Annotated in this window: 21 protein-coding genes and 1 tRNA gene; 7 read left to right on the forward strand and 15 right to left on the reverse strand. The window is 62.2% G+C overall.

Annotated features, from left to right (window positions below):
• Window positions 1–304 precede the first annotated feature (304 nt).
• Window positions 305–760 carry a histone H1-like repetitive region-containing protein gene (locus tag SIN04_RS03625; RefSeq protein WP_134486227.1) on the forward strand — a complete coding sequence of 152 codons (456 nt, stop codon included), beginning with the start codon at window positions 305–307 and terminating at the stop codon, window positions 758–760.
• Between the two features lie 861 nt (window positions 761–1,621).
• Here the strand turns inward: SIN04_RS03625 and SIN04_RS03630 are convergent.
• Window positions 1,622–2,092 carry a DUF2147 domain-containing protein gene (locus SIN04_RS03630; protein WP_166795835.1) on the reverse strand — a complete coding sequence of 157 codons (471 nt, stop codon included), beginning with the start codon at window positions 2,090–2,092 and terminating at the stop codon, window positions 1,622–1,624.
• Window positions 2,093–2,245: 153 nt separating this feature from the next.
• A tRNA-Ser gene (locus SIN04_RS03635) sits at window positions 2,246–2,339 on the reverse strand.
• 424 nt (window positions 2,340–2,763) lie between these two features.
• Between SIN04_RS03635 and SIN04_RS03640 the strand changes: the two genes are divergently transcribed.
• On the forward strand, window positions 2,764–4,410 hold the full coding sequence (locus SIN04_RS03640) for a porin (protein WP_341264220.1): 1,647 nt from the start codon (window positions 2,764–2,766) through the stop codon (window positions 4,408–4,410).
• A gap of 231 nt (window positions 4,411–4,641) precedes the next feature.
• On the opposite strand, the gene rplI is transcribed toward SIN04_RS03640, so the two are convergent.
• The 5 genes from rplI to SIN04_RS03665 form a co-directional block, all read right to left on the reverse strand.
• The gene (gene rplI, locus SIN04_RS03645; protein ID WP_174511974.1) at window positions 4,642–5,211 is read right to left on the reverse strand and encodes a 50S ribosomal protein L9; all 570 of its coding nucleotides are present in this window, start codon (window positions 5,209–5,211) and stop codon (window positions 4,642–4,644) included.
• A 22-nt stretch (window positions 5,212–5,233) separates the two neighbouring features.
• Window positions 5,234–6,295, reverse strand: a complete 1,062-nt coding sequence (locus SIN04_RS03650; protein WP_134486233.1) for a hypothetical protein — start codon at window positions 6,293–6,295, stop codon at window positions 5,234–5,236.
• A gap of 271 nt (window positions 6,296–6,566) precedes the next feature.
• On the reverse strand, window positions 6,567–6,809 hold the full coding sequence (rpsR, locus tag SIN04_RS03655) for a 30S ribosomal protein S18 (protein ID WP_134486235.1): 243 nt from the start codon (window positions 6,807–6,809) through the stop codon (window positions 6,567–6,569).
• Window positions 6,809–7,258 carry a 30S ribosomal protein S6 gene (gene rpsF, locus SIN04_RS03660; protein ID WP_134486237.1) on the reverse strand — a complete coding sequence of 150 codons (450 nt, stop codon included), beginning with the start codon at window positions 7,256–7,258 and terminating at the stop codon, window positions 6,809–6,811. Before rpsF ends, rpsR begins: the two co-directional genes overlap by 1 nt.
• A 254-nt stretch (window positions 7,259–7,512) precedes the next feature.
• Window positions 7,513–7,929: a hypothetical protein gene (locus SIN04_RS03665; protein WP_341264221.1), complete on the reverse strand. Its 417-nt coding sequence runs from the start codon at window positions 7,927–7,929 to the stop codon at window positions 7,513–7,515.
• Window positions 7,930–8,276: 347 nt separating this feature from the next.
• Between SIN04_RS03665 and fabD the strand changes: the two genes are divergently transcribed.
• From fabD to mltG, 5 genes are all read left to right on the forward strand, one after another.
• Window positions 8,277–9,182, forward strand: coding sequence for an ACP S-malonyltransferase (fabD, locus tag SIN04_RS03670; RefSeq protein ID WP_134486239.1), 906 nt, complete (start codon window positions 8,277–8,279; stop codon window positions 9,180–9,182).
• A 25-nt stretch (window positions 9,183–9,207) separates the two neighbouring features.
• Window positions 9,208–9,945: a 3-oxoacyl-[acyl-carrier-protein] reductase gene (fabG, locus tag SIN04_RS03675; RefSeq protein ID WP_134486240.1), complete on the forward strand. Its 738-nt coding sequence runs from the start codon at window positions 9,208–9,210 to the stop codon at window positions 9,943–9,945.
• Window positions 9,946–10,215: 270 nt separating this feature from the next.
• Window positions 10,216–10,455 carry an acyl carrier protein gene (locus tag SIN04_RS03680; RefSeq protein ID WP_134486242.1) on the forward strand — a complete coding sequence of 80 codons (240 nt, stop codon included), beginning with the start codon at window positions 10,216–10,218 and terminating at the stop codon, window positions 10,453–10,455.
• Window positions 10,456–10,574: 119 nt separating this feature from the next.
• On the forward strand, window positions 10,575–11,837 hold the full coding sequence (fabF, locus tag SIN04_RS03685; RefSeq protein WP_134486244.1) for a beta-ketoacyl-ACP synthase II: 1,263 nt from the start codon (window positions 10,575–10,577) through the stop codon (window positions 11,835–11,837).
• A 341-nt stretch (window positions 11,838–12,178) separates the two neighbouring features.
• Window positions 12,179–13,897 carry an endolytic transglycosylase MltG gene (mltG, locus tag SIN04_RS03690; protein ID WP_134486246.1) on the forward strand — a complete coding sequence of 573 codons (1,719 nt, stop codon included), beginning with the start codon at window positions 12,179–12,181 and terminating at the stop codon, window positions 13,895–13,897.
• Between the two features lie 90 nt (window positions 13,898–13,987).
• On the opposite strand, the gene rimO is transcribed toward mltG, so the two are convergent.
• From rimO to SIN04_RS03730, 8 genes are all read right to left on the reverse strand, one after another.
• Entirely contained in the window at window positions 13,988–15,358 is a 1,371-nt protein-coding gene (gene rimO, locus SIN04_RS03695) for a 30S ribosomal protein S12 methylthiotransferase RimO (protein WP_134486248.1), read from the reverse strand.
• 144 nt (window positions 15,359–15,502) lie between these two features.
• The gene (locus SIN04_RS03700) at window positions 15,503–16,252 is read right to left on the reverse strand and encodes an outer membrane protein (RefSeq protein ID WP_134486250.1); all 750 of its coding nucleotides are present in this window, start codon (window positions 16,250–16,252) and stop codon (window positions 15,503–15,505) included.
• 257 nt (window positions 16,253–16,509) lie between these two features.
• A complete protein-coding gene (locus SIN04_RS03705; RefSeq protein ID WP_134486252.1) occupies window positions 16,510–17,295 on the reverse strand; it encodes an outer membrane protein in 786 nt (261 codons plus the stop codon).
• 222 nt (window positions 17,296–17,517) lie between these two features.
• Window positions 17,518–18,240, reverse strand: coding sequence for an outer membrane protein (locus SIN04_RS03710; RefSeq protein WP_134486254.1), 723 nt, complete (start codon window positions 18,238–18,240; stop codon window positions 17,518–17,520).
• A gap of 389 nt (window positions 18,241–18,629) precedes the next feature.
• Window positions 18,630–19,859 (reverse strand): chromate efflux transporter, encoded by a 1,230-nt coding sequence (chrA, locus tag SIN04_RS03715; RefSeq protein ID WP_197731940.1) that lies wholly within the window; start codon window positions 19,857–19,859, stop codon window positions 18,630–18,632.
• 42 nt (window positions 19,860–19,901) lie between these two features.
• Entirely contained in the window at window positions 19,902–20,006 is a 105-nt protein-coding gene (locus tag SIN04_RS03720) for a multicopper oxidase domain-containing protein (RefSeq protein WP_244605651.1), read from the reverse strand.
• A gap of 154 nt (window positions 20,007–20,160) precedes the next feature.
• Window positions 20,161–21,030 (reverse strand): cytochrome c1, encoded by an 870-nt coding sequence (locus SIN04_RS03725; RefSeq protein WP_341264222.1) that lies wholly within the window; start codon window positions 21,028–21,030, stop codon window positions 20,161–20,163.
• Window positions 21,031–21,163: 133 nt separating this feature from the next.
• Window positions 21,164–22,417, reverse strand: coding sequence for a cytochrome b (locus tag SIN04_RS03730; RefSeq protein WP_134486258.1), 1,254 nt, complete (start codon window positions 22,415–22,417; stop codon window positions 21,164–21,166).
• Between the last annotated feature and the right edge of the window lie 16 nt (window positions 22,418–22,433).

A 22,433-nucleotide genomic window follows, 5' to 3' on the forward strand; every position in this document is an offset into this window, starting at 1 on the left:
TGTATTTAGGCAACGGATGCCGGCGAAGGCTTTTGGAGATGCCTTTCATCGTTTAATGGCGGTGTGTTTCGCCCGATCATCGGCGGCTCATCACGGGCGGCGTGCGATTGAATGACGATCGCTCGGCTTGCTCTTCGCGCTTGGCGCCGATGTGTTTTTGACGCCGCCAGCGATGGCGTCTTCGCATGTGATGATGACGCCTGGATCGCAACGCCTCTTGCGCGTCTTATTAACAACGCTACGCTATGCACGCCTCTAGTCGGCGCATGAACCGACTGACGTTTTATCGGAGGGGAGTTCGAGCATGGTTAAGGCAACAACCAAGAAGACGCCAGCGAAGAAGACCGCTGCGAAGAAGACAGCAGCGAAGAAAACTTCGGCTGCGAAAAAGAGCGCGCCCGCCAAGGCCGCTGTGAAGAAGACAGTGGCTACGAAGGCGCCGGCGAAGAAAACCGCGACGAAGAAAATGGCGACAAAGAAGACCGTCGCCAAAAAGACCGTTGCGAAAAAGACCGTCGCCAAGAAAGCCCCGGCCAAGAAAGCCGTCGCGCAAAAGGCGACCGCCAAAAAGACGGTTGCGAAAAAGGCTGTGGTGAAGTCGACGGCGCGCAAGGCCCCCGCGAAGTCAGCCAGCGTCAAGAAGGTCGCGGTCAAGAAGGCCGCCGTCAAGAAGGTCGCCGTCAAGAAAGCCGCCGTCAAGAAAGCCGCGCCCCGCAAGCCAAAGGCGCCTCCGCCGGCGACTCCGCCGGAGTCGGCTTAACGGCTGCGGATCTCGACCGTTTGCGAATGCATGGAGACAGCCGGCCTCGGCCGTATGCAACGCGCTGCCTGCGCGCCACGATTTCGTCGCGGGCTGTCTCCGTTTTTTTTGATTGATCCATCAAAGCCGGAGCAAAGATGACGAGGCGATGAGCGACTCCAAATGTCGCCGTGTCTGATGAAGGCGCTCGCGTCGTCGACTCATCTCTCCCGGCGCGACGCCGGGGTGAAGCTCGGTTCGAGCAAGACGCCAATCGCGCGATGATCGCACCGCAGCTGGTCTCACTTTATCGAGCGAGACAGATCTCCGCGAAATCATGCCAGGTCTTATCCCTCGCCGATCCGTCCATTTTCATTTTCTGCCATTCGGCGCCGCACTCATGCATCCTTTGACGCGAGGCCACCGGCAAGGGATGCGGCCTCGCCGTCGTGCTTTGAACGGGAGCGGCGGGAGCTGTATCGGGTGCTGGCGGCTGTGGCGCGGCCGTGGGAGGCGCGACCGGGGCCGGGATGGCGGCGGCTGGCGGCGAGCCCAGATTGGCTGGGCGCGATGGAGGGAGCGGCATGATGAGGCCTGGCTTGGCCTTGGGATTTGGCTCCTGCGCCATGGCGCCCGCCATCGATGCCGTGGCGCAGACAAGGGCGATCGCCAGCCTCGCAGGAAAGACTTGCGCCGGGCCGAACGATGGCCCCGAGCCAAGGGCCCAAGGATTAGCGGACAAGGCTCCTCGGGCAAGCGGACGCAAAAGCCTCAAACTTCGCTGACGGCGACGAAACACTACAGTACCATCCACCTGGACCTCACGGGCCGATCAATGCGGCCCCGCCGATGCGAATGCAAGCGCTGGCGCAAGGGCTCCATTTATGGCGCCGGCGTCGCGTCCTTCGGCACGGCTTGCGTTTTGGTGAAAACGTCGGTCTTGCAAAGAATCTTCAGGATGCAACCTTCGATTTCCGCCTTATCGCCGGTCATTTTGTCCGGCACGACCTTGAAGGTGATGTCATAGGTTTTGCCGTCCTCAGGATTATAGGCTTTGCCGCGCCAACGGTCATTGTCCGCCGCGAGATCTATGAGGATTTCGATCCCGACCAGTGACCGCCCCCTTTTGGCGGGATCCTCGTTATATTTGTCGATCCTGGGCTTTCCATCGAAGCCGTTCGGCTCTTTCAGCCAGATCAGCGTGCCGCAATAATCCGCGCCGCAAGGCGCGATTTTGATGATCGAGCCGTCATTCTTGGTGAACCACAAGCCCGTCGGCGGTTCGGGAGCGGCGCTCGCCGGCGAGGACATGGCGGCCGCTATGGCGAGGGCGAGCGACGCCGTCGCTGGCAAGAAAGCCCTCGATCGTCCTCGGCCGCCAGCGCCGCCGCGTCGAAAACGGTCAAGTCGAAATCCAGCCAGATACATTGCGTTTACTCCGGACCGGGCCCAGCGCCGCACCCGTCCCAGCCTGAACAGACCTGAAGCGAGCCGCTGGAGGCTGGTTGGCGGAGACGGAGGGATTCGAACCCTCGATAGGGCTTTACAACCCTATAACGGTTTAGCAAACCGCCGCCTTCAGCCTCTCGGCCACATCTCCAAACCAGCGGAGCGGCGCATGGCTGCGCGGTCTCCGTTGATTTGGCACATATGCCCGACCCTTAGGGCGATGGCAAGACCCTCCAGCGACCGATCTTGGCCGCCGCCTCTTGTAAAGGTTGCACTAACGCCACAGTTAATGACTGAAACGCGGTCTTGTGCCTGAAATCTGTTTCCCCGGATACGGCTCGCGTCTAGGGTGGCGATGCGAGCAAGAGGGGAGGCGAGAACCGATCTTCGATTCGATAGAACGCAATTGGCGGTCAGGGCGACGCGGCCTATAATGCGGTTTGATCCGAGCAAAGAACGGGACCAAAATATGCTTGGACAGTCCAAATCTTAAGCTTCGCGAAGGCAATTGTTACTGCCGCTGTGGCGCCGGATGCCAGGCCGGTCCTGATTGGGTCTTCAATCGGAGGTTTGACATGATGCTCTTGAAGGGCCTCCTGCTAGGGTCCGTTTTGGCCCTGGCGAGCGCGCCCGAGGGGCATGCGGCAGATTCGCCTGCGGCGACGGTTGAGGCTCCTATCGACTATGTGAGGGTCTGCGACGCCTATGGGGCGGGCTTCTTCTTTGTGCCCGGCACAGACACCTGTCTTAAGATCGGCGGCCTTGCCCTTTCCGAGGTCCAGTCCTTTAACGCCGGCTACAGCGTCGCCCCGATTGGCGCCACCGGCATGATTTCGGGCAAGGGCGGGACTTCAAACCCCTGGATCTATTCCAATCCCGTGCGCAACGGCGGCGGCTCCACGGCCTGGGGTTACATTCCGACCGTCGCGCAATTTTCGAACGCGCGCTCGCGTGATGACGCCGGGTGGGATGCGCTCGGCCGCGTCGAATTGGACGCCCGCACCGGCACGCCTTGGGGAACCCTGCGCGCCTTCTTCCGCATGGACGCTTTTGTCGGGACCGGCGCAGGGAATGTCGGGTCCTGGAGCACAGCCTCCAGCTTCGCCGCGAACCCCTATAACGCCGGCGCCGGAAACAGCGTGACGCGCGCGACGACCGTCATCAACAAGGCGTTCATCCAGTTCGCGGGCCTGACCGCGGGCCGCGCGCAGTCGATGTTCGACTTTTACGCAAACGCCTATAATTTTCAAAGAATAGCCGGATCTTCGGCGACGACGCAATTGCTCGCCTATACCCATACATTCGGCGACGGCTTTTCCGGCACGATCTCGCTGGAGGATGAGAATGCGCGCGAGGCTCAGATCGGCAGCACGGTCGCGAGCACCTCTTACGCCGGAGGTTCGATCCAGAATATCCGGGTCGGCGGCGTCTCCGGAACATCCTTCGCCGGCGCTCCGTCGGGGACGGCCTGGCCCGATATTGTCGGCAATGTCCGCGTCGATCAGCCCTGGGGCTCGGTTCAGGTGTCCGCCGCGGGTCACGAAGCGCGCGGCAGCCTCTACGCCACCTCCGCCAGTCCTGCGAGCGCGTCCTACGCTTCTCCCGCTGCGAGCGCGAACGCCTATGGCTGGGCGGCGCAGACCGGCGTTCAGCTGAACGCCGATTATCTCTCGCCGGGCGACAAGCTGTGGCTGCAAGCGGCCTATGAAAAAGGGGCGGTCAGCTACATCTGGGGCGATAATCTTTCTTCATCCTATGGCGCCGTCTCGAACAATCGCTTCACGGGCTCAGGCTATTCCCCGTCCGACGGCGGCGCTGGCTGGAACGCCAATTTATACGACTGCATCTTCACCCTCAGCGGCATCTGCGAGCAGCAATCGGGTTTTTCCGTAACGGGGGCCTATAAGCACTATTGGCTGCCAACCCTTGCCTCGGCGTTCTTTGGATCTTTCGCGGCCATCAATTATTCGAACAATGCGCTTGCGGGCTTTGGCGGGGCCGTTGGCGCCGCAAACCTCACGAACACGCGCGTTGGCGCGAACCTCGTCTGGACGCCGATCAAAGGCTTCGACGTCGGCGCTGAGTTTATGTATGTCAACGTATCCCAGTCGCGTCCGGCGGGTCTTGCGCCCGACAGCGTGCTGAACTCTGTCGGCCTGCCGGGCTTCAAGGGCAGCGAGAACGAATATGAAGGCCGCGTTCGAGTCCAGCGCGCTTTCTGATCGCATCTTTGCAAAATCAAACCAACGACGGGGCGCCAGCGAAAGCGCCGCTCGTTTGATTGACCTCAGCTTCCGCAACCCCCGCGCCGCCCGGCGCCAATGCTGTCCGCGCGGGCCGCTCTGGCGCTGCTGTCCCTGAACAGAAAAAGCCTCCCGCGTTTGCATGGGAGGCTTTGAGTTTAGAGGAATTATTATTGAGCTCCGGCCGCGGCCCACAGACCGCCGCGAAGCTTATCTGTCGCCAAGGCTGCCGCCTGCGTCGGCAAGAGCCGCTCCGACCTCAAGGCCAAGATCATCCATCGTGGTTTCTTCGATGACATTGATTTCTTCGCCGACAGCCTGGCGTTCGGCTTCGGCGACCGAGCGGGCGACATTGACCGTGACCGTCGCGATAACCTCGGGATGGAGATGAACCGGGACCTGATGCAATCCGATGGTCTTGATCGGCGCGCCGAGCACCACCTGGTTGCGGTTGGCGGTAAAGCCGCCGGCCGTGATCGCGTCGGCTATGTCACGCGGAGACACCGAGCCGTAGAGATGCCCGGTCTCGCCAGCCTGGCGAATGACGACGAAACTCTGGCCGTTCAGACTTTCCGCGACGCGCGACGCTTCAGTTTTGAGTTCAAGGTTGCGGGTTTCCAGCTGAATCCTCTGGTCCTCGAACTTGGCTTTATTGCCGGGAGTCGCGCGCAGAGCCTTTCCGCCGGGCAGGAGGAAATTGCGCGCATAGCCGTCCTTGACGCGAACCGTATCGCCCATCTGTCCGAGCTTGGCGACGCGCTCCAGCAAGATCACTTCCATTGGTTTAATCCTTCGAGTTGTTTCAAGATTTTGGAGAAATCGAATTCTTTTTGCGATCACGCAGAGAGAATATGGATTCGACGAGCCCGAGCGCGGCGAAAGCGATAAGCAGCCACGGCGGCGCCAATATAATGAGGGCTATGTAGACAAGCCCGAGAATGAAGACCCGGTACTTCGACCCACGCGACACGTCGTGGATGACCGCAAGGCCCTGCAGAGCGAACGCCATGCCGAGCGCCGCCGCGACGATGGCGCTGATGGTTCCGGCAAGGCCCCCGACGAAAGCGACGCCCACCGCCGCGAGGAAGACAGGGGCATAGATGCGCGAAAGCCGCAATTCGTGGGGAATGTCGGGCCAGGGGCGCGGCAATCGTCCGGAAACCTGCGCGACGCGTGCGGCGAGCCAGAGATTGAGCAGCAGCATCAGCAGGGTTGAAGCCGCGACCGCCGGCGGCGCGGCCAGCACGATCAGCCGCGCCAGTTTGAGAAGATCAACGCCAGATGGAAGCGGCGCTTCCGCGGCGAGGATCTTGAGCATGGGCGTCAACGCGCCGGCGGCGTGGTTCAGCGCCGCCTCGAAGCCACCCTGACGCGCGCTGACGACGACAGTGGCTATGACTGCGATCGTCGCAGATACAGCCACGCCATAGGCGAGCAGCCGCTCGAGCGTTGACCGGTCCTGCGCGCCGGATCGTCCGGCTGCGGGCGCGCTGCTCCAGTTGGGGCCATCCTTCGGCCGGCTGGTCGCGGCAAGATAGCTTAGCCACAAAGCCGGCGCCGCCAGGCTTAGCGCAAAAGTCAATCCCGCGATTCCCGCCGCGGCAAGCGCTGCGCCTTCAGCTTCGCCCGCCTGCTGGACGAATGCGACCGCGAACACGGCAAGCGTGGCGACAATCGTCGCCGTCACGCCGGCGGCGCGGCCGAAACCGATCATGGCGATCATGATCGGGAGCGGCGAAAGATAGGCGAGCGCGATAGCGACGATGGTCGCCTGGCTGACCAGGCTGAACAGCAGGGCGGAAGCAAGACCTGCTCCGACTGCGACCGCGCTCGAAGCGCCAAACTGAGAAAAGCGACTCTTCATAATCCTGCTGTCCCGCTCATCGGCGGTTAGAGGCGGGTTGGAAACTTAACGCCTCCACCCGTCCCAACACATTGGCCGAACCGGACAAATGGCCGATCCGGGAAAACTGAAGTCCGCCTGAAGCCATGTCGCTCAATGAGCTTAAGGGCCGCCGAAGGCGAAAGCGCAGCGCCTTGGGCAACCGCGCTCTTCATCATTTTGCTTTCGAGCATGCGTTATCGAAAAAGCTTGCGTCTTTTCGATGATCATGCGGCGGAGGCGCGCCTGTCGATCAGCGGATCACGTAAGGCAACAGTCCAAGGAAGCGGGCGCGCTTGATCGCTTGCGCGAGCTCGCGCTGCTTCTTGGCGGAGACAGCGGTGATGCGCGAGGGCACGATCTTGCCGCGCTCCGAAATGTAACGCGAAAGCAGGCGCGTATCCTTGTAGTCGATCTTCGGCGCGTTGGGGCCCGAAAATGGGCAGGTCTTGCGGCGGCGAAAGAACGGACGGCGGGGAGCTGCTGCGGTCGTCATCAGAAAGTGCCCTCCTCAACGGCGCCGGCATCGTCGCGCTGGCGTCTTGGACCCCGGTCAGGACGCGGGGCGCGACTGCGGTCTCCTCTGTCGGGCCGGTCGCCGCGATCGCCGCGGTCGTCGTCATCGCGCTTGCGCATCATCGCCGACTGGCCCTGTTCGAGCGCTTCGACGCGGATGGTCAGGAAGCGGATGACGTCTTCGTTGATGCCGCTTTGGCGCTCCATCTCGGTGATGGCGGCTGGCGGGGCGTCAATGTTCAGAAGCGTGAAATGGGCCTTACGATTCTTTTTGACGCGATAGGCGAGGGACTTTACGCCCCAGTATTCGACCTTCTCGATCTTGCCGCCGAGGCCTTCGATGATCGCTCTGAATTGCTCGGTCAAGGCTTCCACCTGCTGGGCGGAAATGTCCTGACGAGCAAGATAAATATGCTCGTAGAGAGCCATTTTCATTGCCTTTCTTTACATGGTCGCGGCGCTTCGGCGCAGAGCCCTTCGAGCCCTGGAAAGGCTCGACAAGACAAACGAAGGCGGAGACACTGGAAATCGGATCTTTTGAAGATCCTGCCCGCAAGACGAGCTTTCCGTTCAGCCCCCAGCCGAAGCCGCGAAGGGCGCTTTATAGCGTGATTTCGCCAGTAGGCAAGGCGCGTTCGCCGCCGCGTGCGGATTTTGTGGCGGCGCGGGGCGTTCCGCGCGTTTCAAATGCAGGGTCCAGTTTCGCCGCTGGCCCTGATCCGCCAGGATTTCAGCCCCGCCTTGGCGACGACGATCCGGCCGCTCCTGGCCATCGCCACAAGATGTTGGAAGACGAGCGGGTGGCGCCAGGCCAAGGGCTTGGCCGGATCGCAAACGGCGCGATACTCGTCCGAATCGGGATCCTCCATCAAAATGACGCCGACCCGGTCGGGGCGCAATGGCGCTCCAAGGCCGCGATCGCCCTTCCAGAGACATTCATAGTCACGGCAAACATCGGGCCGGGATTCGTAGATGCCGCAGCCGCCCGATTTCAGACAGTTTTCGCACAACACGCCCGCCGGCTTCTCGAATTCGACGATTTCGAGAACCTTGCAGCAGAAGCTGCACGCGCCGCAGGCCTTGCCGGGAATTGGCAGCATGGGCTTCTTCAATCCTTCGCCATTGGCCGAATCGCTTTCTGAAAGCTTCACCCGCGCGCGGCCGGACGCAAGAGAATTCCACGCGGCGCGATCCAAGAGTACGCGGCGCGACCCAAGAGCACGCGGCGCGATGCAAGAGAATGCGATGGTTTGGGCGGCGCTTGGCTCCGGGCTGCGAAGGGCGCTTCCGCATCGCCTGGAAAATGATTTGGCCCGGGCGTCTTGACAGGCGTTGACGGCAATGCGACTCGCTGCCGCTTCCGAAACGGGCAACAGGTCAGGTTGGCGCATTGGGCGGGACGTCGAAAGCTTTCATTTTTCCGGGCCAGGGATCGCAGTCTGTTGGCATGGCCAAGGCTTTGGCGGATGAGTTTTCGCAGGCGCGGGCTGTTCTGGACGACGTCGACGAGGCTTTGGGGCAGCGCCTGTCGAAGCTGATGTTCGAGGGCCCGCAGGACGAACTCACTTTGACGGCGAATGCGCAGCCGGCCCTGATGGCGGCGAGCCTCGCCGCTATCCGCGTGCTCGAGGCGGAAGCCGGGCTTGATCTCTCGCGCGACGCGGCCTTTGTCGCGGGCCATTCCCTTGGCGAATATTCGGCGCTGGCGGCGGCGGGATCTTTCAGCGTCGCCGAGGCGGCGAGATTGCTGCGTCTGCGCGGCAAGGCCATGCAGGACGCCGCGCCCGTCGGAGCAGGGGCGATGGCCGCCCTGCTCGGCGTCGAGGTCGAGGCGGCGGCCGAGATTGCGAGACAGGCGGCTGAAGAAGCAGGCCCCGGCGCCGTCTGCGACGTCGCCAATGACAATGGCGGCGGTCAGGTGGTGGTGTCTGGTTCAGTCGCCGCCGTCAACCGCGCCATCGAAATCGCCAAGACGAAAGGAGCGCGGCGTTCGCTGCTGCTGCCAGTGTCGGCGCCTTTCCATTGCAGCTTGATGCGGCCGGCGGCCGAGGCTATGGCGGCGGCCCTGGCGAAGGTCGAGATCCGGCCCCCCTGCGCGCCCCTCGTCGCCAATGTGCTGGCGGCGCCGGTGAGCGATCCGGCCGAAATCCGCCGTCTTCTCGTAGCGCAGGTGACGGGCGCCGTCCGCTGGCGCGAAAGCCTGATTTTCATGGCGGGCAAGGGGGTCATCCTGTTCGTCGAATGCGGCGCCGGCAAGGTCTTGTCAGGCCTCGTCAAGCGCGTTTGCGCCGACGCGACCGGCATTTCCGTAGGGACGCCCGCCGATATAGCCGGCTATAAGGCGCAAGCCTGACCGGCGCTTTTGGAGTTTTCCTCAAATGTTCGATCTCACTGGCAGGACCGCCCTCGTCACCGGCGCCAGCGGCGGCATCGGCCAGGCAATCGCCCGCGCCCTGCACGCTCAGGGCGCGACGGTCGCCATATCCGGCACGCGGCGCGATGCGCTCGACGCGCTTGCGACCGAGCTCGCCGCGCGGGTCGAGGTGCTGCCCTGCGACCTCTCCGACACAAAGGCCGTCGAGGCGCTCGTTCCGGCCGCGGAAGCCGCGATGGGCAGCCTCGACATTCTGGTCAGCAACGCCGGCGTGACGAAAGACAATCTCTTCATGCGAATGAAGGATGAGGAGTGGGACAAGGTCATCGCGGTCAATCTCACGGCGACGTTCCGTCTGGCGCGGGCGTGCGTCAAATCGATGATGCGCAAACGCTACGGGCGCATCATCGGGATCTCGTCCGTCGTCGGCGTCGTCGGCAATCCGGGGCAGGGCAATTATGCCGCCTCGAAGGCGGGGATGATCGGCATGTTCAAAAGTCTCGCCGCCGAGGTGGCGAGCCGGAACGTCACGGTCAATTGCGTGGCCCCGGGGTTCATCGAAAGCCCGATGACGGACGTCCTCAATGAGAAGCAGCGGGCCGCCGTGCTTCAGACTGTGCCGATGGGCAGGCTCGGGACCGGCGCCGAAATCGCCGCCTCGGTCGTTTATCTGGCGAGTTCGGAAGCATCCTACGTGACTGGCCAAACTCTGCATGTTAACGGAGGAATGGCAATGATTTGAGTATATTAGGGCGAGTTTTCGGCGCCTCGCGCAGCCTCTCGCCAATGGGATTGAAGTGTGTTACCAAGCCAGCGTTGAGCAGTCAGGGAAGCGATCTTTGCGGGATTGAGGCGCCAGTTTCTGGACCTCGGCCCGGCGCCGTGCATGAAACTCGATCGATCGGCGACGCCGGCGCGAGTTACGGGCAACGAGCATGGCAAGGACGCCGAGTGCCGCGCATCGACGTCGGCCTATGTCGGCAAATTTGTTAGGACGAGGGATTAAACGACCATGAGCGATGTCGCCGAGCGGGTGAAGAAGATAGTCATAGAGCATCTCGGGGTGGATGCCGATAAAGTTGTCGACAACGCCAACTTCATCGAGGATCTCGGCGCGGACTCGCTCGACACCGTCGAGCTGGTCATGGCGTTCGAAGAGGAATTTAGCGTTGAGATTCCCGACGACGCAGCCGAAACGATCGTGACCGTTGGCGATGCGGTCAACTTTCTCCAAAAGGCGACCGCCGCTTGATGTTGCAAGCGTAGTCGGGCGGCTGCGAACTCAATCTCGAGAGCGAATCCTTTCGGTAGGAGCTGAAGCGGCCGCCGGAATTGGCTGGGCGCGGGGTGACATATTGGCCGGGTCCAAACATGCGTAGGGTTGTCGTTACCGGTCTCGGCATGGTGTCGCCGCTCGCCTGCGGCGTCGAGCCGACCTGGAGCCGTTTACTTGCAGGTCAAAGCGGCGCCCGCATCATCGACGGATTCGACACATCGGATTTGCCCTGCAAGGTCGCCATGCCGGTTCCGCGTGGCGATGGCCGGGACGCCGCCTTTAATCCCGATGAATGGATGGAGCCGAAAGAGCAGCGTAAGGTTGACGATTTCATCCTTTACGCTGTCTCGGCGGCGACGCAGGCGTTGAACGACGCCGGCTGGAAGCCGACGAGCTACGAGGACCAGATCGAGACCGGCGTTCTCATCGGCTCAGGCATCGGCGGCCTTGGCGGCATCGCCGAAACCGCGATCACGCTGCACGAAAAAGGGCCGCGCCGCGTGTCTCCCTTTTTCATTCCGGGCCGCCTCATCAATCTTGCCGGCGGCTATGTCTCGATCCAGCATGGATTGCGCGGTCCAAATCATGCGGTCGTCACCGCCTGTTCGACGGGGGCTCACGCGATCGGCGACGCCGCGCGCCTGATTGCCCTTGGCGACGCCGAAGTGATGGTCGCAGGAGGCGCCGAATCGCCGATCAGCCGCATCGGGATCGCGGGCTTTGCCGCCTGCCGGGCGCTGTCGACCGGCTTCAACGACCGGCCGAAGCAGGCCTCACGCCCTTACGACAAGGATCGCGACGGATTCGTCGTCGGCGAGGGCGCCGGCTGCGTCGTGCTCGAAGCCTATGAACATGCCAAGGCGCGTGGCGCGCGCATCTACGCCGAAGTGGTCGGCTATGGCATGTCGGGCGACGCCTATCACATCACCGCGCCGCAACCGACCGGAGACGGCGCCTTCAGGGCCATGAGCAGCGCGATCAAGCGCGCCGGAATTTCGCCGGGCGACATCGATTACATCAACGCGCATGGCACTTCGACGCCGCTTGGCGACGAGATCGAGTTGCAGGCCGTCCAGCGGCTTGTCGGCGAGGGGGTGAGTTCGCTGTCCATGTCCTCGACAAAATCCGCCATCGGACATCTGCTTGGCGCGGCCGGAGCGGTCGAAGCTATCTTTTCGATTCTGGCGATGCGCGATCAGATCGTCCCCCCGACCCTTAACCTCGACAATGTCTCGATGGAAACGAAGATCGATCTTGTTCCTCACAAGGCGCGCAAGCGCGAGGTCGAATTCGTTCTTTCGAATTCCTTCGGCTTTGGCGGAACAAACGCCTGTTTGATCTTCAAGCAAGCCGAATAGCTTTGGCGGCGACGCTGGCCGCTTGAATCTCAACGCGAATTAGCCACATTTTTCGGGTTGGGTTGTCGCCGATCCAACCGGCTGGCAAAATGCGCCGTCGAAAGTCGCAGTCCGTGGGGCGTCCACGGGCGAGAGGCGGCGCAATGAAGCGGACTGGGTGAGTTGAGTTGATGGGCGGCGCGCCTCCAAACGACCAAGACGACAAAACGGGGCAGAGATCCGATCAACGTCCGGGTGGTCGATTCGCCGGCTATCGGGTCGCGCCCCAAAGCCCGAACGAAGCGCTGCAGCCTGACGCGGCGCCGCCTCCGCCGCCTTTGCCTCCGAGCCGGCGGCGGCCGATGCTTTCCGCCCTCAGCGGCTTCCTGTCGTTTCTTCTGATCGCAGCCGTCGCCGTAATGATCGGGCTGATCTGGAGCGAGCAGCGCATGCGCGAACCGGGACCGCTCGCCGCCGACAAAGTGCTCTATATCGTTCCGGGCACCGATGTTCCGGAAATCATCAGCGAGCTGGAGCATGAAGGGATAATCGACAGCCCCTTTGCGCTCAATGTCGCGCTTTTGGTCGAAGGCAACCGTTCCAAGGTAAAGGCCGGGGAATATCTCTTCAAGCAAGGCGCGAGCCTGCGCGAGGTGATGGATACGCTGGTCAGCGGCAAGCAGGTCCTGCACGCGATTACCATCCCGGAGGGGCTGACCACCCAGCAGATCGTCGAGCGCCTGCAGGAGAATGACGTTCTCATCGGCGATGTCAGGGATTTGCCCAAAGAGGGCACGCTGATGCCGGACACTTATAAGGTCGTGCGGGGCGCGTCGCGGGCCGACCTCATCAGAAAAATGCAGGACGATCAAAAGAAGGTCGTCGACCAGATCTGGGCGCGGCGGGCCAATAATCTGCCGCTGCATTCGCCCTATGAGCTCGTGACTCTGGCCTCGATCGTCGAAAAAGAAACGGGCAAGGCGGACGAGAGGTCGCGCGTTGCGAGCGTCTTTATGAATCGGCTGGCAAAGCGCATGCGGCTGCAATCGGATCCGACGATCGTCTATGGCCTCGTCGGCGGCAAGGGCACGCTTGGCCGCGGCATCACGCGAGTCGAACTCGAAAAGCCAACGCCTTATAATACCTATATGATCGACGGGCTGCCGCCGGGCCCGATCGCAAATCCCGGCCGCGCAGCCCTCGAGGCCGTCGCCAATCCATCCCGGACGCAGGACCTTTATTTCGTCGCCGACGGGACCGGCGGCCATGTCTTCGCGGAAACGCTCGATCAGCATGCCCGCAATGTTCAGCGCTGGCGCCAGATCGAGAAAGACGCAAAGGACAAGGCCGGGGCCGCTGGCGCGGATGTAGACAAGGCGTCGCCCGCGCCCGCGTCCGGTCCCGCTGGAGGCCCGCCCCCCGGCGCTGCGCCGGCAGGCCCCTCACGCGGCGATCAGCATGGAGAGCTTGACGACGGAGGATCGATCTATGGAGCCCTACCGGCCTCGGTCGACTCGCGCACGGCCGGCGATCCGGCGCTTGCAGCCCCTGCTTCGTTCACGCATGCCTATGGAGCCGGAAGCCTCGCCCTGGCGGCGGCTGCGCCCTGGACCGGCGCAAGCTTGAATCCGGCTGAGGGCTCCACAAGCAATAAGATGCAGGCGAAAAAGGGTCAGGCCGATGCAGCCTTGCCGCAGCCCCGCGCGTTCGCGATGGGCCCCGGCCTCAGCGAACTCGGCATCAGCGTGCGGGGAGCGCCGGGCATTGTCGATCTCGACGGTCCGATCGGCCGCTCCGACGGCGTCGACGCGCCTGATTCTCCCGCGCCAACCGCGGCCTCGACGCGTTCTTTTGCTGCGAACGCTGGCGCGGCGGAGGCGGCGCCGGGCGCGCAAGTCGATCAGCCCGTCGACGGCGCAGACAAGGGCGACGCGCCGCCGGCGCCCACCGGCAAGGCCCCGCATCCGCGCGTGATTGACGTTTCGGAAGGCACGCCTCTCGATCCGCTTCGCGACAAGACCTATGATTTGAATTACGCCAAGACCGTGCCCTCGGCAAAGCAGATGGTGCTGCCGAATTAGACGCTCAGCTTGCAAATCGGTCGGACGCCGCGGCGCGAAACGGTGCGCGGCCAGCCGTCATGACAGCGGTCCGGCTCCCGTCGCCAAGATTTACACGGCCGTTCCGTAAAGATCATAAGCGTCGCTTCGCTCGATCTTCACACTAACGATTTCGCCGGCCCGCAGCGGCCGCCGCGAGACAATATGAACTTTCCCGTCGATCTCGGGCGCATCACCTTTCGTACGTCCTTCGGCCGCGCGCGGGCTTGCCTCATCGACGATGACTGAAAGCCGTTTGCCGACTTTGTCTTTCAGTTTGCGCGTACTGACGGCCTGCGCTTGCTCCATGAAGCGGCGATAGCGAATCTCTTGCGTTTGCGGCTCTATATGCGGCAGACCGAGACCGTTCGCGGCGGCGCCTTCGACCGGCTCATATTTGAACGCTCCGACGCGGTCGAGCTTGGCCTCGCCGAGCCAGTTCATCAGAAATTCAAAGTCGGCTTCCGTTTCGCCGGGAAAGCCGACGATGAAAGTGGATCTGATCGAAAGATCGGGACAGATCGAACGCCAACGCTTGATGCGTTCCAGCGTTTTCTCCTGATCGCCCGGACGTTTCATCGCGCGCAAGACGCTCGGGCTCGCGTGCTGAAAAGGAATGTCGAGGTAGGGCAGGACGAGACCCGACGCCATCAGTTCGATGACGTCGTCTACGTGCGGGTAGGGGTAGACGTAATGGAGACGCACCCAGACCCCGAGGGAGCCGAGTTCGCGGGCGAGATCAATGAACTTCGCCCGCACGGCGCGATCGTGGAAGACACTTTCCGCATAGCGCAGGTCAAGACCATAAGCGCTGGTGTCCTGAGAAATGACGAGGAGCTCCTTGACGCCGGCGGCGACGAGCTTCTCGGCCTCGCGCAAAATGTCGGCCGCGGGACGTGAGACGAGATCGCCGCGCAGCTTCGGAATGATACAGAAGGAGCAGCGGTTGTTGCAGCCTTCGGAGATTTTCAGATAGGCGTAATGGCGCGGCGTCAGCTTGACGCCTTGCGCGGGCAGAAGGTCGAAGAGCGGATCATGCGGTGGGGCGACCGCGGCGTGGACCGCCTGCATCACTGATTCGAAAGCCTGCGGGCCGGTGATGCTGAAGATATTCGGAAAGCGCGTCTCGATTGATTCTGGCTCGGCGCCCATGCAGCCGGTGACGATGATCTTGCCGTTCTCCGCCGCCGCCGCGCCGATCGCCGCAAGTGATTCGGCCTTGGCGCTGTCGAGAAAGCCGCAGGTGTTGACGATGACGGCTGCTGCTCCGTCATAGCTTTTGGTCAGCTCATAGCCTTCGGCCCGCAGGCGGCTGATGATCTGCTCGCTGTCGACGAGGGCCTTTGGACATCCAAGGGAGACGAACGCAATTTTCGGCGCCGCGGCGCCGCGAGGAGCGTCGCCGCCAGGGACCGCTGCGCTGGGGGGAGGATCAAGTATCATCCGGTTGCTTTACACGAGCGCATGCGCCTTGCAAGCGAAAGCGCGTCCGACCGGCGGCAGGCGGAAAAAGAGCCCGGAGCAAGGCAAAAAAAACCCGGCCATTGCTGGCCGGGCGTTCTTTTTCTGCAAGCTGAGGGCTTGATCTCAGTACTTGGCGACGACCGGAGCCGGCGGCCCGAAGGTGTCGAACTTGTAGCTGAAGCCGACCTGCACGCGGTTCTCGGTGATGCGGCGATTGGCGTAGGCGCCGAGCCCAACGAACGAATTGTTGGCATACACAGTGGAATGACCAAAATCGGCGTAGCGATATTCGGCGCGGATCGACCAGTTGTTGGTGACGGCATATTCGAGGCCGCCGCCAACGGTCCAGCCGACGCGGGTCGACGAAGCGCTGTCATAGCCGAACGGCGTCGAAATGCTGCCGTTGAGACCAGCGAAGGCGACGCCGCCGGTGCCATAGATCAGGACGCGATCCCATGCGTAGCCGACGCGGCCACGAATCGAACCCTGAACGCTCATGTTCGAGCTGACCGTGGTCGGCACGTCGCCGACGAAGCCCGAGATGCTCTTGCTCATGCTCGAACCATCGACATCGCCCTCGAGGCCGATGACGAACTGGCTCAGCTGCAGGTTATAGCCGACATGGGCGCCGCCGATGACGCCGCTGTTGTTGGTGCTGAACGCCGCATAATCGCCGAACGCGTCACCGATGCTGTTATTTGTCTTGCCCCAGGCGTAGCCGATCTGGCCGCCGATATAGACGCCAGTCCAAGTGAAGATCGGAACCGGCGGCACATAGACTGGCGGCGGAGCGCGTGAGGGAAGATCGGCCGCAAAGGCCGAGCCGGCCAGCGCGATCGCGCCAACCGAAGCTAAAAGAATACGACGCAACATAATGCTTTCTCCTTCCGGGGTTCAAAGCTTCCGCAAACTACCGCGTTTCCGCTTGAGCACAACCGCCAGGGCGGCGAAATCGCCAATCGAAGGCCGTAATTCAGAGGGGTGTGGCGGGCATGCCACATACGAATTCAAGATCCAGAGCCGACCGCTACAAATCTTACTAAGTCCTTAAAAATAAGAAAAAACCCGGCCATTGCTGGTCGGGCTTTTTAATCTTTACGCCTTGAAAGTTGAAGCCGAGACGCTTGGCCTCAATACTTGGCGACGACGGGAGCCGGCATGGCCGTGTCGAACTTGTAGCTGAATCCGACCTGAACGCGATTTTCGGTGATTCGACGATTTGCGAAGGCGCCGACGGCGGTCAAGCCCGGGAAAGCGAAGGAGTTCGCGGCGTAAACCGTGGAGTGGCCGAAGTCAGAGTAGCGATACTCCGCGCGGATCGACCAATTGTTGGTGACGGCATATTCGAGGCCGCCGCCGACAGTCCAGCCGACGCGGGTCGACGAAGCGCTGTCATAGCCAAACGGCGTCGAAATGCTGCCGTTGACGCCCGCGAAGGCCACGCCGCCGGTGGCGTACAGGAGAACGCGATCCCAGGCATAACCGACACGGCCGCGAATCGAACCTTGGACGCCGAGGCTCGTGTGAACAGCGGTAGCGGGAGCAAAACCGGGAACGACGCCGAAGAGAGGAACATAGCCGTTCCAGGTCTTGCTCAAGCTGGAGCCGTCAACGTCGCCCTCGAGGCCGACGACGAACTGGCTGAGCTGCAGGTTATAGCCGACATGCGCGCCGCCGATAACGCCACTGTTCGTGGTGCTGAAGGCCGCATAGTCGCCGAAGTTGTCGCCATAGCTGACGTTTGATTTACCCCAGGCGTAGCCGATCTGGCCACCGATATAGACGCCGGTCCAGGTGAAGATCGGAACCGGCGGCACATAGACTGGCGGCGGAGCCCGCGAGGGAAGATCGGCCGCGAAGGCCGTGCCGGCAAGCGCAACAGCGCCAACCGAAGCTAAAAGCATACGACGGAACATAATTGCTTTCTCCTTTCAAGGGTTGGAAGCTCTTGCAAACTACTCCGTTTCAGGTGACCAACAAACCGAGTCTAGGCAGAAATAGGCTTTTTCGAGACGCAATTCCCCTTGGTGTGACCTAGGCGCAACGGATTCGAAGGGATCGCTCTGGCGCAGCCGTTCCGAGCACAGCTTCCGGCTGTGTCACGCGCCGATATGTTCAAAAAAGGGCTTATAATATCACTATCTTGCGATCCCCGAGGGAGGCAGCAGTCCGTCGAACTTGTAGCTGAAGCCGACCCTAACGTCGTTGGTCGTGAGCGCATGATTAACGCCGGCGCCAGGGCCAGTTACGAAAGTATAGTCGGTCGAAGAGCCGAGATCCATGTAACGATATTCCGCCCGCACAGACCAGTTATTGGTCAGCGCATATTCAACGCCGCCGCCAATGGTCCAGCCCGCGACCGACTTTCCGATTGAATTGTAGCCAAGGAAAGATTGATAGTTGTTTGTGACGCTGGCGAAGGCGGCGCCTCCCGCCACATAGAAAAGCGCGTGGTCGAGCGCGAAGCCGAGCCGGCCGCGAATCGTCCCCTCCACCGGAATCTGGGTGCCATAGGTGACGGGTCCGAAGCCGTAGGATTTGCTGATTCCGGTTCCGTCGACATCGCCTTCAACGCCGAGAACGACCTGATTGAATTGCAGATTATATCCGACATGGGCGCCGCCGAGGACGCCATTGGGATTGTACGTGACGCCGGATATGGAGTAGCCGGGCCCCCACGCCGAGAGAGCGCTGGTTCCCCACGCATAGCCGATCTGACCGCCAAGATAGAGCCCGCTCCAGGTGAAGACAGGAACTGCCGGAGCGTAGTCGCTCGGACCCTGGCCGTAGGGAAGGTCGGCGGCCAGCGCCGAGCCGGCCGTGGCGGCCGCGACGGTCGTCAGGAGCAATCTTTTGAACATGCTCGTCTCCTTTCCAAGGCAAGACGTTCGAAGCGTCGAAACGGCCGCGAAGGCCCGCGGAAACGGTTCCGCTCTCATGCCTGGCGTAAAGCATTCGCAGCTGGCGGCAGAGCGATCGGCTTAGCGTTTCGAATTGCTTACGGGATAGGGGGAAACGGTTACTAAAATGTCTCGGAATATCCTTACCAAATCGCTTCAGCGGCAATTTGATGGATGAGCAGCCAAGCACGCTCGGCGCGGGGCGTTGTCTCCCGCGAAGGTCAAGCGAGCGGCCCATGCCGCCGCCGCGATTGGGCGCTGCGGTTCGCGCCGCGATCGGGCTGACAACGCCGCGGCGTTTCGGGGAAAGACCGGCGAAGTATCGTTGGATCGGAGTGTGATACGCGCCGTTACGACATCATATGCGGTAGCGCGATCCCGCCAGCCGCGCTGAGGACGACCACGAGCAAGGGCGGAGCACGCCATGCGGTGAGAAGCACAAAGCCCACGAGAGCGATTCCAAAGTCTCCCGGGCTGCCTACTGTACTGGTCCAAACAGGGTTGTAGAGTGCTGAGCCGAGCACACCGACGACGGCGGCGTTGACGCCGCGCATCATTGCTTGCGCCCTCGGATGCTTCCGGAAGACATCCCAGAAGGGCAACGCGCCCAGCAGAATTAGCATGCCGGGAAGAAAGATGGCGAGGAGGCCCAGGACGGCGCCCGCCAGCCCACGCGGCTGCGCGCTGACCACGGTCCCAAGATAGGCCGCGAAGGTAAAGAGCGGTCCCGGCGCCGCCTGGGCGGCGCCGTAGCCGGCGAGGAAGGCGTTGTCGTCAATCCAACCAGGCGTGACGAAAGCCTCGCGCAGTAAGGGCAATACAACGTGACCACCGCCGAAGACCAATGCGCCGGAGCGGTAGAAGGCGTCGAAGAGGGCGACAGGCTGGGAGCCGCCGAGGTCGCGCAGGACCGGGAGCCCAAAGAGGAGCCCGAAAAAGGTGGTCAAGGCGACCAATCCCACCCTGCGCGAGACAGGCACGACAACATGGTCCGCAGGAGAGGTCGGCGCGCCCCGGCAGAACCACAGCCCCGCAAGCGCGCCCAGCCCGATCGCAGCAATCTGCGCCGCTGACGAAGCGCTGAACAGAATAATCAGCGCGGCGACAACAGCGATGGAAGCGCGCTCGCGGTCGGGGCATAGCGAGCGCGCCATGCCCCACACGGCTTGGGCGATGATCGCAACGGCGACGAGCTGCAGTCCATGCAGCAGCCCGGCGCCAGTCGGACCGCTGAGCGCGGCCGCGCCATAGGCGAAGAGCACAAGGGCGATCGCCGACGGCAACGTGAAGCCGACCCACGCCGCGAGCGCGCCGCCGTAACGGGCGCGAAGGAGCCCGATGGTAAACCCGACCTGACTACTCGTCGGACCCGGTAGAAACTGGCACAGCCCGACAAGATCGGCATAGGCGTGTTCGTCGAGCCAGCGTCGGCGCACGACAAACTCGTCGCGGAAATAGCCGATATGGGCGATCGGCCCGCCGAAGCACGTGACGCCAAGCTTGAGGAAGACAAGCAGCACTTCAAGCGCCGAGCCTGTCCCTTGGTCTTTGATCGTGGCCGATTGCGCCGCGATCATCATCGCGTTTCTCCCCCGTATTGGCAGGTTCGCGAGCGTCGGCGCTTACGCATACTTGAAGAGCGCCATGAATCCGAAATCCATGTGAAGCTGCTGGTGACAGTGGAAGCGCGCCGGGCCCGGATTGCCACGAAAATCGGCTTGATCCACTCAGGCCGGCTCTCATGGAGCCGGATCACGTCTCAGCTGATGGCGCAGGAAGGCCTCTGCCGGCCGAACTACGCCAAAGCGGGCGGGCTCACAACAGCCGACGCCCGCTTCAAGCTCAAGCGCCTCTACCGGTCAATCTGACTGGATCGAGCCGCTAGTGCGGGCCGACCTTCGCCCAGATACGCTTCTTCACGAGATAGAGTAGCGACGCGAAGATCACGAGATAGATGATGACAGCGAAGCCGAGGCTCTTTCGTGCTTCGAGCTTGGGCTCGGCGGCCCACATGAGGAAGGCCGAAACGTCCTTGGCGTATTGCGGGACTGTCTTTGGCGAGCCGTCAGTGTAATCAACGACGCCATCGCTCAAGGGCGGCGGCATGGCGATGCGGTGTCCGGGGAAGTATTCGTTGTAATTTGGATTGTCGGCCTTCGAGTAACCATTCAGAAGCGCGTAAATATAGTCTACGCCTTCCTCCTGATATTGCGTGAAGGCGTCGACGATAAAGAGAGGGAAACCGCGCTCGATGTCGCGCGCCTTGGCGAGAACCGACATGTCGGGCGGAGCGGCGCCAAGGGCGGCGCGCGCCGCTTGAGGATTGGGGAAGGGCGACGGGAAGTAATCCGACGGCCTGCCGGGACGCTCAAACATGTCCCCCGCCTCGTTGGGTCCATCCTTGACCTTGAAGGTGGCCGCGAGCGCCTTGACCTGATCTTCCGAGAAGGCGGGGCCGCTTGATGACGTCAGATCGCGGAAGGCGACCAGCTTCATCGAATGGCAGTTGGAGCAGACTTCATGATAGACCTGATACCCGCGCTGAAGCTGCGCCCGGTCGAACTTTCCGAAGGGACCATAAAAGCTCCAGGACTGGCGCGCCGGCACGGGATTCTCTTCGAGGGCCGGCGCGGCGGTTGCAGCTGATTGGTCGGCGGCGACAGAGCGCGTTCCGCCGGCGGTCAGAGCCAGGGCCAAGGCGCCGATGAGAGCCGTTCCTGCGCCCGCGGCGAATATCCTGCGAAGCCTCATGAATTCATTCCTTTTGGACATCAGCCGTCGATCTTGCTTTTTAGAGCGCTCTCGAGCGACGCTTAACCGGACTTAAGCAAATGCGACAAACACGGGCAGGCAGTTTCCCGACGCCGGGAAACCGGAAAAGTCTCTAGTGACCCGCCAGCGCGGGGCTCGCGTCCGCCTGCTCGCCGAGCACGGCTTCCGAGATGGAGGCGGGCACCGGCCGTGTCGTCTCGAAATGACTGAGCAGAGGCAAAATCACCAGGAAGTGGAAGAAATAGTAGGCCGTGAGGACGCGTCCGGCGAGAACGGCGCCGCCTGCCGGAGGCTGCGAGCCGACATAGCCGAGCAACACCGCATCGACGACGAAGATCCAGAAGAAGATTCTGAAGAGCGGGCGATAGGCCGCCGATTTGACCTTCGCGGTATCGAGCCAGGGCAGCACGGCGAGGATCAGCACAGCGCCGAACATGGCCAGAAAGCCGCCGAGCTTCGAGGGGATCGACCGCAGAATCGCGTAAAAGGGCAGGTAATACCATTCAGGCACGATATGAGGCGGCGTCTGGAGCGGGTTGGCCACGATGTAATTATCGGCGTGACCAAGGTAATTCGGGATGTAGAACACGAACCAGGCATAAAGGACGAGGAAGCAGGTCAGGGCAAACCCATCCTTGACAGTAAAATAGGGATGGAAGGGCAGCGTGTCTTTCTCGCTCTTCGGCTCGACGCCCGCCGGATTGTTCGAGCCCGGCACATGCAGCGCCCAAATATGCAGCACGACCACGCCGGCGATCATGAAGGGGAGCAGATAGTGCAATGAAAAGAAGCGATTAAGCGTCGCGTTGTCGACCGAATAGCCACCCCAGAGCCATGTCGTGATCGCATCGCCGACGAGGGGGATCGCGGAAAACAGGCTGGTGATGACGGTCGCGCCCCAAAAGCTCATCTGACCCCAGGGCAGGACATATCCCATGAAGGCGGTGGCCATGGAGAGCAGGTAGATGAGGAAGCCGATCAGCCACAGGACTTCGCGCGGCGCCTTATAGGATCCGTAATACATGCCGCGAAAGATGTGGATGTAGAGGCCGAGGAAGAACATCGAGGCGCCGTTGGCGTGCCAATAGCGAAGCAGCCAGCCGAAATTCACGTCCCGCATGATGTGTTCGACCGAGTCGAACGCGAGATCGGCGTTCGCGGTGTAATGCATGGCGAGCACGACGCCCGTGGCGATCTGCGAGACCAGCAGGAAGGCGAGGATGCCGCCGAACGTCCACCAATAATTCAGATTGCGCGGATTGGGGAAAACCACAAAGGAGGAGTGGATCAACCCGAGGATCGGCAACCGGCTTTCAAGCCACTTCGCAGCCGGATGCTTTGGGACGTAGGTCGAATCTCCGCTCATGCTCTCGTCTCTGCCA

This window comes from Methylocella tundrae, from assembly GCF_038024855.1.
GTDB classification, from domain to species: domain Bacteria; phylum Pseudomonadota; class Alphaproteobacteria; order Rhizobiales; family Beijerinckiaceae; genus Methylocapsa; species Methylocapsa tundrae.